General features: G+C 39.0%; 13 protein-coding genes. 7 read left to right on the forward strand and 6 right to left on the reverse strand.

Annotated features, from left to right (window positions below; genetic code table 11):
* The first annotated feature begins 98 nt into the window (after window positions 1–98).
* Window positions 99–2,192 carry an EAL domain-containing protein gene (locus AC27HL_RS17125; protein ID WP_487082269.1) on the forward strand — a complete coding sequence of 698 codons (2,094 nt, stop codon included), beginning with the start codon at window positions 99–101 and terminating at the stop codon, window positions 2,190–2,192.
* On the opposite strand, the gene rraA is transcribed toward AC27HL_RS17125, so the two are convergent.
* The gene (gene rraA, locus AC27HL_RS17130; RefSeq protein ID WP_487082270.1) at window positions 2,193–2,678 is read right to left on the reverse strand and encodes a ribonuclease E activity regulator RraA; all 486 of its coding nucleotides are present in this window, start codon (window positions 2,676–2,678) and stop codon (window positions 2,193–2,195) included. It abuts the gene before it with no gap.
* Between the two features lie 172 nt (window positions 2,679–2,850).
* On the opposite strand from rraA, the gene AC27HL_RS17135 reads away from it, so the two are divergent.
* Entirely contained in the window at window positions 2,851–4,851 is a 2,001-nt protein-coding gene (locus tag AC27HL_RS17135) for a putative bifunctional diguanylate cyclase/phosphodiesterase (RefSeq protein WP_487082271.1), read from the forward strand.
* 78 nt (window positions 4,852–4,929) lie between these two features.
* A complete protein-coding gene (locus AC27HL_RS17140) occupies window positions 4,930–6,789 on the forward strand; it encodes a methyl-accepting chemotaxis protein (protein WP_487082272.1) in 1,860 nt (619 codons plus the stop codon).
* A 108-nt stretch (window positions 6,790–6,897) separates the two neighbouring features.
* On the opposite strand, the gene AC27HL_RS17145 is transcribed toward AC27HL_RS17140, so the two are convergent.
* The 5 genes from AC27HL_RS17145 to priA form a co-directional block, all read right to left on the reverse strand.
* A complete protein-coding gene (locus AC27HL_RS17145) occupies window positions 6,898–7,269 on the reverse strand; it encodes a gamma-butyrobetaine hydroxylase-like domain-containing protein (protein ID WP_487082273.1) in 372 nt (123 codons plus the stop codon).
* 30 nt (window positions 7,270–7,299) lie between these two features.
* Window positions 7,300–8,628, reverse strand: coding sequence for an ATP-dependent protease ATPase subunit HslU (gene hslU / locus AC27HL_RS17150; protein WP_487082274.1), 1,329 nt, complete (start codon window positions 8,626–8,628; stop codon window positions 7,300–7,302).
* Window positions 8,629–8,652: 24 nt separating this feature from the next.
* Window positions 8,653–9,171, reverse strand: coding sequence for an ATP-dependent protease subunit HslV (hslV, locus tag AC27HL_RS17155; RefSeq protein ID WP_487082275.1), 519 nt, complete (start codon window positions 9,169–9,171; stop codon window positions 8,653–8,655).
* 264 nt (window positions 9,172–9,435) lie between these two features.
* A complete protein-coding gene (locus AC27HL_RS17160) occupies window positions 9,436–10,023 on the reverse strand; it encodes an SPOR domain-containing protein (RefSeq protein WP_487082276.1) in 588 nt (195 codons plus the stop codon).
* A 72-nt stretch (window positions 10,024–10,095) separates the two neighbouring features.
* Entirely contained in the window at window positions 10,096–12,312 is a 2,217-nt protein-coding gene (gene priA, locus AC27HL_RS17165) for a primosomal protein N' (protein ID WP_487082277.1), read from the reverse strand.
* 248 nt (window positions 12,313–12,560) lie between these two features.
* Here priA and rpmE point away from each other — a divergent pair, with 248 nt between their 5' ends.
* The 4 genes from rpmE (at window position 12,561) to AC27HL_RS17185 (ending at window position 15,190) form a co-directional block, all read left to right on the forward strand.
* The gene (gene rpmE, locus AC27HL_RS17170; protein ID WP_487082278.1) at window positions 12,561–12,773 is read left to right on the forward strand and encodes a 50S ribosomal protein L31; all 213 of its coding nucleotides are present in this window, start codon (window positions 12,561–12,563) and stop codon (window positions 12,771–12,773) included.
* A gap of 342 nt (window positions 12,774–13,115) precedes the next feature.
* Window positions 13,116–13,673 (forward strand): RNA polymerase sigma factor, encoded by a 558-nt coding sequence (locus tag AC27HL_RS17175; RefSeq protein WP_487082279.1) that lies wholly within the window; start codon window positions 13,116–13,118, stop codon window positions 13,671–13,673.
* Between the two features lie 15 nt (window positions 13,674–13,688).
* On the forward strand, window positions 13,689–14,195 hold the full coding sequence (locus AC27HL_RS17180) for a hypothetical protein (protein WP_487082280.1): 507 nt from the start codon (window positions 13,689–13,691) through the stop codon (window positions 14,193–14,195).
* A gap of 53 nt (window positions 14,196–14,248) precedes the next feature.
* On the forward strand, window positions 14,249–15,190 hold the full coding sequence (locus AC27HL_RS17185; protein ID WP_487082281.1) for a DUF4097 family beta strand repeat-containing protein: 942 nt from the start codon (window positions 14,249–14,251) through the stop codon (window positions 15,188–15,190).
* The last annotated feature ends 45 nt before the right edge of the window (window positions 15,191–15,235 follow it).

Here is a 15,235-nt window from a genome sequence, read left to right on the forward strand (position 1 = left end):
CGCCACTTGCCTTTATTTTTTTATTGGCAGATAAGGCTGCTGTACAAATATCGCTTGATTGATTAACCTTAGAATACGTGATCTGTATTGGGTTTCTTATGTCAACTAGCAGTGCTAAGCTCTCGGCAATTTTTTTCATTTCCAGTTTTTTGTTATTTAGTAGCTTATTATCATTTTCGGCTTATGCCGATAATGGTGGCTTTTCCTTTATTGAATTTAATCTAGCCTATGTTTTAGGTTTATGTTTACCAACACTGCTAATGGTGTTGTTTGCTAATCGCGTTAATGCTATTTCAATTCGAACGCCAATACTCTTAATGGGTGTATTGTTGGTATTACTCTTTGGTATGTCTTATTTAATCGCGCGAAATGATTTTGTAGTAATAACATTGGCGGCAATTATCTTACAATTGAATTGTACTTGGGCTGCGCAGCTTCATACCATAAAAAATAACAGTAAAGTTGCTAGTAGGTCAGCATGGTTGTTTGCCATGAATTTGCTTTTGCTGTTCACATTTCTCATTACTTTGTGGTTTGGGTTATTAGCATTGTCACAAGCTTGGATAATATTTAGCGTGGTTCAAGTCGCACTGCATGTGGTGAGTATCGCCTTGTCTGGCCTAAATTCAAATAATATGAGCAGGAGATTTTGGTTACTAACGAGTAACTATATTGTCTATTGTGTGGTTGTTTATATTTATCTTACCCAGCAATTGTCAATGGAACTGTTGGCTGCTTTTGTCGTAGCTAGTTGTACTGTGTCGTTTGCGAGTGGTTGTTGGCAATTAATATCCTTTGTCCAAGTCAATGAGGTTGATGAAAAGCAGCTATTGCCAGTCGCAGAAAATATTAATTTAGATCCTGCAACAAATCTACCTAGTTATCAATTTGCTCTGAATAAGTTTGAGCATGGTCTAAAAAAACATACGGCAGCAAAATATGCTGTGATCACTTTCAAGCCCGTTAATTTTCAGCAAGTCAATTCGGTGTTAGGCCACCATAACTCTGATATTTTGTTATTACAACTGGCGTATTGTTTGCAAAAATCAGTTGAAGCTGATGAAAGCTTATTTAATTTTGCCAGCCATGAACAACCAGTGCGCGTAGCTCGATTACAAGGTTTACACTTTTTGGTAATAATTGATGTGGCAAAACATAAGCATGATGATGAAATTATCATAGAAGAATTATGTAAAAAGTTAGCAGATGCCGTGCCAGGTCCAATGAGCTTTAAAAGCTTTTCATTGTTTTTTAAATTAGTGTTTGGCGTCGCCTTTGTTGGCAAAGATAGTAGCAATGTGAGTGAAGTTATCGCTTGTGCAGAAGATGCATTGCTGCAAGCTGATAAACAGCAAAAACTGGTATGCTTTTTTGCCCAAGAGCTGGCGATTTTTAATGAGCAGCAATTACAAAAAATGGAGCATCTTAAGCAAGATATTTTAGCTGATAAGATATTGTGGCAAATTCAGCCACAAATACAAATGGCGTCTAAAAAATTAATAGCCTTTGAATTAGTTGTAAGTTGGCAGCATAAACATGATGAAACGCTAACTTTTAACGATATCATGCATATAGCACAACAAAGTGGTGATGCTTACTTGTTATGTCAGCAAATGGTAGTACAAGCATTTGTTTACCTTAAAGCGTTACATGCAGCAGCTACACTAGTGCCAATTGCCATAAAAATATCGAAATGTTGTATTTTAGAACCTGATTTAGTTGACTATATTGAGCAACAAGCAGAGGCGCACAAAATTGATTGCCAGTATTTATTGTTGGAAATTGAAGAGGATATATTGCTCAGTGAAACTCGTGAAGCGAAAGCAAGTATAGATCAGTTGAAGTCTCTCGGTGTGAAAGTTGCCATTGACGAGTTTTCTGGCAGCTATGAAGCTTTACGCTATTTAAGACGAATGGCAGTCAGTGAAATTAAAATTAACTGTCAGTCGTTAGCACAAGTAGAAGCAGGCTCATCAGATAAAGCTATTATTAATGCGTTAATTAATCTTACACGTAAAATGGAATTGCCTTTAATAGGTACCAATATTAATAATGCTGAAATTGAAAAAATGTTTCTAGCTATGGGCGGCGAGTATGCGCAAGGTAAATTTTACAGTATGGGTATTACTGCACAAGAATTGCCTGCATGGCTTAACTCTTGGTATCAACAATACCCACAATCAAGGTTATGATCACTCAATATCTAGCGGGTCAGGTGAAAGAATAACCCCAGTATTATCAGCATAGATGTGATCATCAGGCAAAAATGTGACACCTGCAAAGTTAATTGCTAAATCGCTTTCACCTAAATTACTGGTACTTGCACCGACAGGAATGGAGAGTAGACCCTGAATACCAATATCAATATCTTCTAAGGCATCGACATCGCGTACGCTTCCAAAGCAAACTATGCCTTCCCAGTTGTTTTTGGCCGCCAGCTCGGCGATTTTTATATTAATAAGTGCGCGGCGTGTTGAACCACCGCCGTCAATAACCATGACTTTACCTGTGCCGTCAGTTCGGGCTATTTCTTCAATTAGGCCGCTATTCTCAAAGCACTTTAGGGTAACAACTTTGCCACCAAATGAATTACGGCCACCATAGTTACTAAAGATGGGCTCAAGTACATCAATTAGATCTGTGTAAATGTCACATAATTCTGAAGTGTTGTATTCCATGACGAGTCCTTAATTGTACAATTTCTTAGCTTCTAGTATAACGATTGAGCGTAAGGGCACAACTGCTAAGCTGCTATAGTTACTAAATATTTCTTATCTTAACTGCGGCTTGTAATTCAGCAAGAAACACTATTTAATAATAGTATAATATTGTCTCCCTAGAGTTCTATTCATGGCGGAAAGGGCACTTACCCATAGCTTAATATATTTTACTGAAACTCTTACATTTAGCATTCTAGCGCTGATTTTACTTGCTTATTACCGCGGGTTAGGTCGCCAATACGTTAAGTTTTGGACGGTTAGCTTATTCGCGCTTGCAGCAAATCAATTGGCGCTTGCCTGTCAAAATATTCTTAGCACACAAGATATTAGCAACTTTGTTAGTATTTTCATTGCTTTAGGGAGGCAAATTAGCCTATATGTTCATATTGTCTTTCTAATATTCGGTATTTATGCCGCTACTAAGCAGCACCGTGTTTCCCAACAGGCTTTAATTATTGGTATTTTGTCGGCTGTGGTTATTGGCAGTTTAGCGGCACTAATATATGGCTTTGATGAACAAAGTGTTTTTAATCGCTTCTATTTGCGGGAAAGCTTAGCAGCCTTTATATTTGGTAGTGCCCTGATAGCATCTGCGTTTTACCTATTTACCGCTAATATTAACCACTTTTCCGGTAAGTTGTTTTTGGTATTTTCACTAGTGGTTGGCATTCGCTATGTTGCCTATTCATTTGCCTCTATTATCTTCTTGACGGAAGATTGGTTTCGTTATCTTACTCAATATATTGTCTTTATTGATTTAGGCATTAACACGGTGTTGGGCTTTATTGTATTGATATGGATGCAGGGCGCTGAACGCCATGTGGCTTCTACGGCGATTAATCGCGCCAAATACTTAGGCAAGCATGACTCTTTAACTGGGGTATTAAACCGAGAGCAAGTGTTAGAGAAGTTGACTAAAGAGATGCAACTGTCAAAAACAACGAAGCAATGCTTATGCGTATTTCTATTAGATATAAAGCGCTTTAAATTTGTCAATGATACCCATGGCTTAAAAGTTGGTGATTTAATCTTAGGTGAAATTGCCAAAAGGCTAAACCAAAGTTTACTTAAACCCAAAGTGGTGGGGCGTTTAAGTGGCGACTCATTTATGTACGTTATTGACTACGAGAATGAAAAGCAGCAAGTTACCGCGGCAGAGCACTTACATGCCCTAGTAGAGCGGCCTTATATCGTATCGCAACAAGAAGTGCACTTACAATGCAGTGTTGGCTATTGTGAGTTTCCAGAAGACGCTGATGTGGCGGATGAATTGCTACAAAAAGCCAATTTGGCACTTTTCCAAGCGGAAAGTAATAATATTCAAAGTGTAAAGTATGAAGCGGGTATGCAGTCACAAGGTCGACATTTACTGGCGATGGAAAAAGAAATTAAACAAGCACTGGTCAATGATGAGTTTGTATTACATTTTCAGCCACAATTAAACTTGAAAAACAATCGTTTAGATGGTGCTGAAGTGCTCGTACGTTGGCAACACCCGACCAAAGGCTTATTGGCTCCCGGACAATTTTTTGATGATGTAGAAGCGCTAAACTTATACAGTGAACTCGACAATTATGTTTTGGAAAAAACCTGTCAAACCATTGCCAATTGGTATCAAACATATAAACGCAGAGTGCCGCTAGCCATCAACATCACCGCAGATGAATTTCAAGCAAAAAACTTTATTAGCAATATTCAAAGTTTACTGATGAAGTATGAAATCCCGCCAATTTATCTAGAATTAGAAGTTACAGAAAATGTGGTGATAACTGATATCGATTTAGTGATGAAAACTATCGTTATTTTGCAGAATATGGGGATTAAGGTATCGATTGACGATTTCGGAACTGGATACTCATCGCTAGCCTATTTACGTAAACTTCCGATAGATAAAATAAAAATTGATCGCAGCTTTATTCAGGAAGTAGCTTCCAATGATTCAGATTTAACGATTGTTAAAACCATGGTTGAATTATCACATGGTCTCGGTAAGCGGGTTTTAGCTGAAGGAGTGGAGACTCAACAACAATTGCAGTTATTGCGTAATATAGGTTGTGATGCTGTACAAGGTTACTTTATTAGCAAGCCTATTTCTGCTGAAGAGTTTACTAAGTACCTAAAGCGTAAATAATTTTAGCTAATATTTTTGCTATTTTTTATTGCCGTCTATACTCAAAACATCTTATGAAAATTTTGAGTATAAATAGGTATGTTAATAAAGCACAAACTTCTTGCCAATAGCGCTATTGTTGGCATTGCCATGCTGTTCATGCTTGGTTTGATCAATTATTCAGTCAACTCATTAGAATCCGATGTCAATATTGCTCGAATGATTGGTAATACGGAAAGTTTGGTGTTGCAATTAAGACGTGATGAAAAAGATTTTATTGCCCGTAAAGACTTAAAATACCTGAAAAAATTTGAGAAAAACTTCACAAACCTTCAAGCTGAAATTTCAGCACTTTCCGCAGAATTTCAAGTTATTGGTATCGATGTTGTTGAGTTAGCGCAATTAACACAAGTACTCAACGAATATAATGACTTCTTTCATCAACTAACCGCAGCTCAAGAACGTATAGGTTTACACCCTAAGGATGGTTTGTACGGTGAACTGCGAACTGCTGTCCATGGTGTAGAAGAGCAGCTTGAAGGAGCTGACTATAAGCTGCTCAGTGATATGCTGCAATTAAGGCGGAATGAAAAAGATTTTATGTTGCGCTTGGATGAGAAATACTTCACGCGCTGGCAAAGTAATGCCGACGCATTTTTGCTACATCTAGAAGAAAGCGAGTTATCGGCAAGCGCCAAGCAACTAGTTATTGATAATATTAATATCTACCGACAAGGCTTTGCTAACTTAGTACAAGCCCAAAAAACCTTAGGCTTTGATACAAGTAGTGGTATTCAAGGTGAAATGCGTGCAGCTGTGCACAAAGTTGATAAAATGATAGCGACAGTGGTCAATGTTAGTAAAGAGAATGTTGCTGAACATGCCACTATGGTCAATATGATGGCTTATTTTGTTTTTGCTATTGTATTAGCGCTAGCGACAATTATTGCATTAGTTGTTAGTCGGAATATTTTATCTCGAATCAATAACTTGAATAATGTCATGAATAAAGTTGCGGATACTCAAGATTTATCAATCCGTGTATCTATGGACAATAAAGATGAAATAGGCGAAATGGCGGGGATTTTTAATCAAATGCTCGGCAGTTTTAGGCACTTAATTATACAAGTTAATCAGTCTGTTGGCACATTAAATAGTGCGACTAAGTCTTTGTCAGAAAATATTCATGTTTCTAATGAAGGTGTAGATAATCAAATTCAGCAAACAGATTTAGTTGCAACCGCAGTTACGGAAATGGTCGCCACTGTTGAGGAGATAGCGTCTAATACCCATGAAGCTGCGAGTAAAGCTGAAAGTACCAATAAAAATGCTAGCGCTGGCAAAAGCGGTGTAGCACAAACCATTAATAAAATTGATGAGTTATCAGGTAAGTTGTCTGACTCGGAAGTTGTGGTTCATGCCCTAGAAAAAGACAGTGATACCATAGGCTCAGTTCTAGATGTTATTCGCGGCATTGCTGAGCAAACCAACCTACTAGCACTAAATGCGGCGATTGAAGCGGCTAGGGCTGGCGAACAAGGCCGTGGTTTTGCGGTTGTTGCTGATGAGGTGAGAACACTCGCCAGTAGAACTCAAGAGTCGACACAAGAAATTGAAACTATTATTAGTTCGCTGCAAAGCCGTACTAGCGATATTGTTACTCATATGGCTTCGTGTCGAGAGCAAGGTAAAGAGAGTGCTGAGCAGGCCAGTAGTGCTGGTAAGATGCTCGAACAGATAACCGATGATGTTACTACGATTATGGAAATGAGTACCTCCATTGCCACTGCAATACATCAGCAAAGTACCGTGGCATCGGAAGTGAATCAACATGTTGTGGCTATTCGAGACGTCGCAGAGCAATCAGGCGTAACTGCGCAGCATAATGCACAAATGAGCGAAGAGCTTTCAGAGCAAGCTCGGGTGTTGCATGAAGAGGTTAGTCAATTTACTGTTTAATTGCTTGCAGCTTAGTCTATAATTAATTCTATAAAAAAGGCCGAAGTATATAAGCTTCGGCCTTAATATTTACTGTAATTTTAAATCTAGTATAAAGCTGAATTTAGCTTATTTAACTTCTTTAATTTCTATCGTTGCTTCACGGCTGTTTATGGCTGAACTTGCACTGTTTAAATAGTGTTGCCAGCGTTGTTCGTGTTCAGCAACTAACACTGATAAATAATCAGTACTGTAAGTATTGCTATGACCGTCATCGAAAATGAAGCGATAACCATGCTTACCGACAGATTCAATGCTTAACAGCTGTACTTGTTTTTTGTGATAAACCTTAGGTGTTAAGCCACTTGGCTGACCTTTATCATCTGTTGGTGCAAATACCCGTAAATACTCAAAGCTCAATGCTGCACTGTCTTGATTATCAAATAGCATTGATAATTTTGCAGTCTGTCGTTCAATAGTAAAGCGGCTGATTTTACTCATATTTAACTCCAACTCCAGCAATGATGTTAATTATAGAATAAAGCGACTTAAGTCTTCGTCTTTAACTAAATCATTTAAAATATTGTTAACAAATTCAGCATTTATCACAATACTTTCGCCTGCGCGATCATTGGCGGTAAACGATAACTCTTCCACCAAACGTTCCATCATAGTATGCAAGCGTCGCGCACCAATGTTTTCTGTGCTTTCGTTTACTTGCCATGCGGCATTAGCTATGGCTTGAATGCCATCTTCGCTAAATGAAACATCGACACCTTCGGTGGCAAGAAGTGCTATATATTGCTCGGTTAATGAAGCATTTGGCTCAGTTAAAATACGAACAAAGTCTTCCGTTGTTAGTGCTTTTAGCTCAACACGAATAGGTAAGCGACCTTGTAATTCCGGAATTAAGTCAGAAGGTTTGGCCATTTGGAAAGCGCCAGAAGCGATAAACAAAATATGGTCAGTTTTAACCATACCGTGTTTAGTACTTACGGTTGAACCTTCAACTAATGGCAATAAGTCGCGTTGTACACCTTCGCGTGATACGTCTGGGCCAGATGTATCGCCACGCTTACAAATTTTGTCAATTTCATCAATAAAAACAATACCATTTTGCTCAACTGATTCGATGGCTTTTTGCTTAATATCATCTTGATTGACAATTTTCGCCGCTTCTTCTTCTTGCAATGCTTTAAAGGCATCTTTAATGCTTAGCTTACGTTTATTGGTTTTTTCGCTCGACATGCTTTGGAACATGTTTTGAAGTTGTGATGTCATGTCTTCCATACCTGGAGGTGACATGATTTCAATTCCGACTTGTGGTGCCGCCAAGTCTAATTCAATTTCTTTATCGTCGAGTTTGCCTTCGCGCAATTTTTTGCGAAATATTTGACGAGTCGAGCTATTGTCAACTTGTTCATCATTACCGAAGCTATCACGAGCTGGCGGTAATAATACGTCTAAAATACGCTCTTCTGCTGCTTCTTCTGCTAAGTGTTTTACGCGTGACATTTCTTGCTCTTTGGTGAGCTTTATTGCCATATCAGCAAGGTCACGAATAATGGTTTCGACTTCTTTACCTACATAACCAACCTCAGTAAATTTTGTTGCTTCTACTTTAATAAATGGCGCATTTGCTAGCTTTGCTAAGCGACGAGCAATTTCAGTTTTACCAACACCTGTTGGACCTATCATCAGGATATTTTTCGGTGTTACTTCTATACGCAACTCTTCGTTAAGTTGCATTCTGCGCCAGCGGTTTCTTAGGGCAATTGCAACCGCTCTTTTAGCATCACTTTGACCAACAATATGGCTGTCTAATTCGTGAACTATTTCACGTGGCGTCATATTCGACATAGTTATTCCTTAGCAAATCTGGCGTTAAAGTTCGTCAATCACATGTTGGTGATTGGTGAATACACAAATGTCGCCAGCAATTTTTAATGATTTTTCAACAATTTCTTTAGCTGATAATTCGGTATTTTCTAAAAGGGCAGTTGCGGCTGATTGCGCAAAATTGCCACCACTACCAATAGCAATTAGGTCATGCTCAGGTTGCACAACATCGCCATTGCCGGTAATAATTAAAGATGCAGTTTCATCAGCTACGGCTAGTAAAGCTTCAAGTTTGCGTAATGCACGATCACTACGCCAGTCTTTAGCCAGCTCAACAGCGGCTTTTGTTAAGTGCCCTTGGTGCATTTCTAGCTTGCTTTCAAAGCGTTCAAAAAGGGTGAATGCATCAGCTGTACCGCCAGCAAAACCCGCGAGTACTTTATCATTGTACAAACGACGAACTTTACGTGCATTACCTTTCATTACCGTGTTGCCAAGAGAAACTTGGCCATCACCACCAATAACAACTTTGCCATTACGTCTGACAGAAACAATAGTAGTCACAATTAACCTCTTACATTTTGCCAACTAAGGTAGCTGGCTTATCTAATGTAGAAGAGATAAGGGATAGCTCACACTTTTTCAAGGGAGCTATGATGAATTTATGGAATTTTTATAGAATTGCCTACATGGATGTAAGTACTTAGCGTGAGCAGGATGCGGAAGCAGTGTTCGCTTATTACATAGAGCGACTATGCTGCAAATCTCTCGTCGTGATTAAAACCGTTTTAAATTGAATAAATTTTAACCCTGAAAGATCAACAGCCGCTAGTTCCAGTTCCAAATTTTACAGCCGTGTACTGAGTTGTTTTTAAGCTTATGTTTGTCTTTTTCTGCGCCACGTTTTTTTGGATAAGGGCCTAAATACACTTTGTACCAAGTAGCAGTTGTACCAACAGATTTACTGACCATAGCTTCTAGGCCAGTAAAGGCAATTTTGGCTTTTAAAGCTTCCGCTTGCTTACGGGTTTTAAAGGAGCCACATTGCATTTTATAAGGCCCTTTTTGTGTTACTTCATACTCACCCACTTCAACTTCTTTACTTTTTAAGTCATCAACATAAGTCCATTTTTCTTCTGGAGGTTTAGGTAATTCTGTTGCTTTTGCTTGCGTTGTTTTAGCTGCTTTTGGGCTAACGACCGCTTCGGGTTGCTTGTCTTTAATCGTCCATAGCAAATAGCCAAAAGCAGGTAGAGCAATCAGCAAAAATAGTGAAATAATTTTTACTTTTATCGATATTGCAGGTGCTGGCTCAACATTCTTTTTATAAGGGCTTTGCTTTTTATTTTTTGCTCGAGAGCGGGAAACGTAATCTTGATGTGCCATGGAAAACTTAAACTGGAAAACTTTCGACAATTCTAACCAACTGGTAGAAAAATATCACTACTTTGTCAGCGATAGTTTGTAAATGCTTATTAGTGTTTTAATTTACCAACTTAAATCCATAGGATCGATATCAACTGTCCAACGCACTTTAGATTGCCATTCGTTATTTGCATGGTGATGAATCAACTGAAACACCGCTTGGTGTAACTGTTTTCTTGATTTTGCCTCTAATATTAAATGGTAGCGAAACTTACCGGCTTTCTTTTCCATAGCTGCAGGTACTGGGCCGGCAAATTGGCAACCATCATAACTTACTTCTGAAAGTGCTCTTAAGAACTTTTCTGGGTAGGATGGATAATTCGCTTCAGCACGAAACAAGGCTTGAAAACTAAAAGGCGGCAATAACGCCTGTTGACGCTCAACCAGTGCGTGTTTCGCAAAATGTTGATAGCCGTTATTAATTAAGTCTTGCAGTAATGGGTGGTCAGGGAAATTACTTTGCACCATGACTTTGCCAGGCTTGCTAGCTCGGCCCGCTCTACCTGACACTTGCACTAACAGCTGCGCCATATGTTCGGCGGCACGAAAATCATAGCTAAATAAAGCACCATCGACGTCGAGTATTGCCACTAAAGTTACATCAGGAAAATGGTGTCCTTTTGCTAACATTTGTGTGCCAATTAATAGCTGGTGCTCTTTATTAGTTACCTGTTGTAATAATTTCGCTAATTCCCCCTTTTTGCGGGTGCTGTCTCGGTCAATGCGCACGGCGCTATACTCTGGGAATAGTGCAGTTATCTTTTCTTCTAATTGCTCTGTGCCTTGGCCAAGCGGTTTTATGCGAATGCTGCCACAACTTGGACACTGCGGCGGAATGCGCTTTTGGCTACCGCAATGGTGGCAAATCAATAAGCGCTGCCCTTGATGCAAGGTATAAGGTTTATCGCAGCGTTGACAGTCAGCAATCCAATGACATTCTTGGCAGTTAATAGCAGGTGCATAACCTCGGCGATTAAGAAATATAAGCGCTTGTTCACCACGCGCTAGCGTATTTTTAATTGCTTGCTTTAACGTGCCCGACAGCCCATGTTCCATTTGCTGCTGGGCTACATCAATTAAACTGATTTTTGCTGTTGACGCTTTACCGGCGCGCTTTTTAAGTTGATGATAATGATAACGTCCGGCAAGAGCATTTTGTAATGATTCTAAGCTTGGTGTAGCACTGCCCAGTAAAATAGGAATGTTGAGTTGCCGAGCTCTTAAAATCGCAATATCTCGGCCATGGTAACGGAAACTATCTTGTTGTTTAAACGATGCATCATGCTCTTCATCAACAATAATCATGCCTAGATCATGCAGTGGGGTAAAAATAGCCGAGCGGGTACCAATAACAATAGCGGCAGAGCCACGTTGTGCTTCAAGCCATGTTTGTAGGCGCTCTTTATCATTTAGCCCTGAGTGATGTAAGCAAATAGGCACATTAAAGCGTTGCTCGAAGCGGGAAAGAGTTTGTGGTGTTAAGCCTATTTCTGGTACCAGCACTAATACTTGTTTATTGGCTGATAATATTTGTTCCATGGCCTGTAAATAAACTTCAGTTTTGCCACTACCTGTGATGCCATCAATTAAATGACAAGAGAATTGCTGTTGCATTTCTTTAATGGTTGCCACAATCACCGCTTGCTCTGCCGACAGTTCTAAACGGTTTTCTTGCTGTAAATTGCTTTCATGCCATGAGAATGTTTCAATTGCACGTGTTTTGGCATAAATGAACTGCTTTTTTTCTAAGGCATTTAAGTGGGCTTTTTTAAAACCTAGCGTTAATAATTCTGACCAAGTTAACCCTTGATGTTGACGCAATAAAGCCAGTAATTCGCCTTGCTTAGGTGACTTTTTTGCCGTTGCCGCTTGCTCTTCTTCGGTTAATGATATTTTTGCCAGCCAAATTTTCGGCAAATCCACATCGGGTTGTTTAATTTGTCGCAATAACACAGGTAATGCTTGTTGAAAAACATCACCTACAGGGTGATGGTAATAATCAGCACATCGGCGCAAAAAGGTTAAAATTTCGCTAGAAAAGTGAAAGTTATCATTAACGCGGCTTAAGATTGGTTTTAATTTTTCGGGGTTATATTCACTTTCTTCGTCAATTGACAAAACAATGGCAACTACCTGGCGAGCGCCAAATGGCACTATAACGCGTTCACCTAATTGCATTGCAGGTATGTTTAACTTGTCGGGTAATGTATAGCTAAACAATTGACGCATAGGGACAGGAATCGCGACTTGTACGTATTTGTCAGGTGAAGTTATTGCCACAAATTATTGTCATGTTAAAACCAAATGTTAACCAGTATTCTACTGGTAAATTGACCGAAGCCAAGTGAGAAAGTTAGCAGAAATAACTTTTTAGCGAATAATATTGTTAATTGTTCATTTTTTTAGCGATATTTATTGCTATGGTGCTCGGGTTCCTATAATATTCGCCTCCATTATTTTTAACTCGTATGGTGCTTGGCAGCAATAATGACTGATCAAGTGGCGATACGGCCTTAACAGAGGTTCCCATGAAAGACGGTATTCATCCTAATTACGTTGAGTTCAATGCAACTTGTTCTTGTGGTCACGTTATCAAAACTCGTTCAACTGTAGGTAAAGACTTACACTTAGACGTATGTTCTGAATGTCACCCATTCTACACTGGTAAGCAAAAAGCTGCTGAGACTGGTGGTCGTGTTGATAAATTCAATAAACGTTTTGGTGCACTTAGCAAGAAGTAATTCTGCTAGTTTACCAACGAGAAAAGCGCCTTTTGGCGCTTTTTTTATATTCAACCCTCTCTCAAGCTTGCTGTTTTTTAAGGCTTTAGTGCATCTCGGCAATTGCTCCCGCATTACTCTAATGACCTACTTTTATGTAGGCAATATTAAGGGGTATGGATGACAAAGAATGACGATGCTTCATTATATTAAAACCTCTGTTCCTAGTTAACCAGCATAATAACTTTTAGCTTCCAATAACTTCATTTCAAAAAAAATAATTTATTTTTACTTTTCTTTAAACCCTTTTACGGCATACTGCATCTAACTTAATAATTAAGCAAAACATCGAGAATTTACTTTTTGGATAAGTTAAAAATTATTGATGCCCATGAACGTTTTAGCCCAGATGTTGAGTCACAATGGATAGCGCAAGCTCAGCAGGGTAACCAACAGGCATTTTATCATTTATATGAAAGCTACCATCGTCGCATATATGCCTTGTGCTGGCGTATGTTGGCAGATAAAGACAGTGCCGAAGATGTTTGTCAGGAAGTGTTTGTGCAGTTATGGCAGAAAATTAATAATTTTCGTGGTGAAAGTAAGTTTTCGACCTGGTTGCATAGTGTTGCCACCAATATTGTCTTAGGACACATTCGCAAGAATAAAACTTGGCTTCAACGTATCTTTAGTATTGAAGAACAAGTTGTTGAAGATGTAACGGTGGAAATGCCTGAATTGTCGAACTTAGATCAGAAAATTCAAACATTACCGGAAAGAGCGCGACAGGTTTTTGTGTTATTTGCCATTGAAGGTTACCGCCATGAAGAAATTGCGAAAATGTTAGGTATGGCGGTAGGGTCGAGCAAATCACAATACCATAGGGCAAAAGGTTTGTTACGCGAGTCGTTAAGTGAGTAGAATATGAAACAGTCAATGACCGAAAACAGAGGTACAGAGCAGAATTTACGTGATGCTATCGCGAAGTTACCACAAGAAATGACGCCAGAGCGTGACTTGTGGTCTGGTATTGAGAAAGCCATAAACCAAAAGAGCCAAACAGTAACCAGTGATAGTAATAAAGTTTTTATGCCAACAGCTTGGGCTGCATCTGTTGTTGCTGCGGTTTTGCTTACTTGGGTTACTTTAGGCCCACAACAGGAAAGTACGCAAAACCCAGTAAATTTGGTTGCTGAAATGCAACAAGATTTTGAGCGACAAAAACAAACCATGCTAGTGAGTTTTGGTACTCCTGATGTAAAGCAGCTTTCTGAAGCCATGCAGGCGGAATTAAATAAATTGAGCTCAGCTCAAAAAACAATTAGCAAAGCACTTGCTGATGATCCAAATAATAGTGATTTATTAAATCTATTACGTTGGACACAAAAGCAAGAATTAGATTTACTAAAACAATTATATAGCCCGCAATGGCAAACAATATAGTCGGTATTTAGTTGTTATTAGATATGAAACTGAATAAGAATTAAGAGGTTTATATGGGAAACTTACGTAATTATTTGTCACTTCTAGTACTTAGTGCGGCAATACCTGCGGTAGCAGGCGAACAGGTTGATGAGTCAATGTCGTTGGGCAATGCCAAAAGTGTCACAATTGAGAATTTACGTGGTGAAGTGAAAGTTACTGGTAATAACAGTGACACAGTATCAGTTTCTGGTGAATTAGATGATAAAGCTGAAGGCTTAACGTTTGAAAAGTCAGGTTCGCGCATCATTATTAAAGTTGAAATACCACATAACAACCATAATAGCTGGGGTGCAGATGGCTCAAATTTAACGATTGAACTGCCTAAGCATGTGCGCGTTAGCTTTAAAGGGGTTTCATCAAATATCGACATTGATAACTTTACCAATGGCGCTGAAATTCAAACGGTTAGTGGTGACGTTAAAGCGAAAAATTTAATGGAACAAGTAGAGCTAGTAACTGTAAGTGGCGATATTAACAGTAGAAATTTATCAGGTAAATTACGCCTGTCATCGGTCAGTGGTGACATTGAAGATCGCAACTCAAAGGGGCGTGCTAATTTTAAAACTGTTAGCGGCAGTTTAGACTCAACATCGACTGCTAATGAAATTTCGGCGAAATCTGTTTCCGGCGATATTGATTTACAGTTAGCGGAAATAGACGAGCTCATTGTTTCAACTGTAAGTGGTAGTTTTAATGGTAACCTTTCGTTAAATGATAAAGGTTTGCTGAAAATGTCGAGTGTAAGTGGCAGCTTGGAAGTAGATTTTAAAAATGAAGTGCAGGCGAGCTTTAATTTAAAAACTAATGCAGGTGGTGATATTGTTAATCGCTTAACATCGGCGAAAGCAAAACGTGCAAAATATGGCCCAAGTTCTAAATTATCGTTTGAAACTGGTAATGGCAGCAGTTCAGTACGAGCAAGTACTGTGAGTGGACATATAGAAGTTAAGTAAATAGCAGGCGGTTTCAACAAAAATGCCAATCATGTTATTGATTGG

The organism is Colwellia aquaemaris (assembly GCF_057548755.1).